This window comes from Salinactinospora qingdaonensis, from assembly GCF_039539445.1.
GTDB classification, from domain to species: domain Bacteria; phylum Actinomycetota; class Actinomycetes; order Streptosporangiales; family Streptosporangiaceae; genus Salinactinospora; species Salinactinospora qingdaonensis.
In genome coordinates, this window is sequence record NZ_BAABDD010000081.1 from 1 (window position 1) to 872 (window position 872).

The 872-nt window shown below is 63.1% G+C and carries 1 protein-coding gene; it reads right to left on the reverse strand.

Annotation, left to right across the window (positions count from 1 at the left end; translation table 11 throughout):
- The coding region (locus ABD848_RS24885; RefSeq protein ID WP_344977651.1) for a pectate lyase family protein at positions 1-872 on the reverse strand (872 nt) is incomplete at both ends.

Genomic DNA, 872 nt, shown 5'->3' on the forward strand with positions numbered 1-872 from the left:
AGATGTTTCCGGGGCCGGCGTTGTTGGTGACGATGCTGGGGATGTTGTTGGGGTTGTCGGTGGTGTAGGAGTAGGGGATCGGGTTGACGTTGCCGGAGGTTTCGGGACTTCCGGAGTTGTCGTAGACGTTGTTTTGGGCGATGAGACTGCCGGGGTCGGAGGCGGCGTAGCCCACGTGGGTGGGGTGGTCGACGTTTTCGAAGTAGTTGGCTTCGACGAGGACGCCGGCGCCCATGGTGGAGGCCACGCCGTATTCGGCGTTGTCACGGTAGTAGTTGTTGTAGACGTGGACGGGGTTGCCGAAGCGCACGCGGGGGTGGCGACTCTCGCTGCCGTCGAAGAAGTTGTGGTGGTAGGTCACGCGGAGGTGGCCGATGTCTTCGGTGTGGTCGTCGGAGTGGCCTAGCAGCATCGACTTGCCGTGGTTGTAGATGTGGTTCCACGACACCGTGACGTAGTCGGATTCGCGTTTGATGTCGATGGCGCCGTCGTCGCCGTTGGTGAAGCTGTTGTGGTCGATCCAGACGTTGGTCGAAGCGTCTTGCAGGTTGATGGCGTCGTCGTCCCAGTCGGCGAAGTTGATGTTTTGGATGATGACGTTGTGGGCCTCATCCACGTCGATGCCGCCGCCGGTGATGGTGGCGCCGGAGCCCAGGCCGACCAGGGTCTTGTCGGAGGCGATGTCGTTCATGCCCGACAGGTTCACGCTGCCGTTGAGCTGGATGGTCAGCGGTTCGCTGCTTTGCATGGCGTTGATGAGGCCGCTGGCGCTGGAGACGGTGACGGTGTCGCCGCCCGCGCCGCCGGTGGTGCCGCCGTTCTGGGTCGCCCAGCCCTCAAGACCACCCGAGGAACCACCACCGTCATCACCG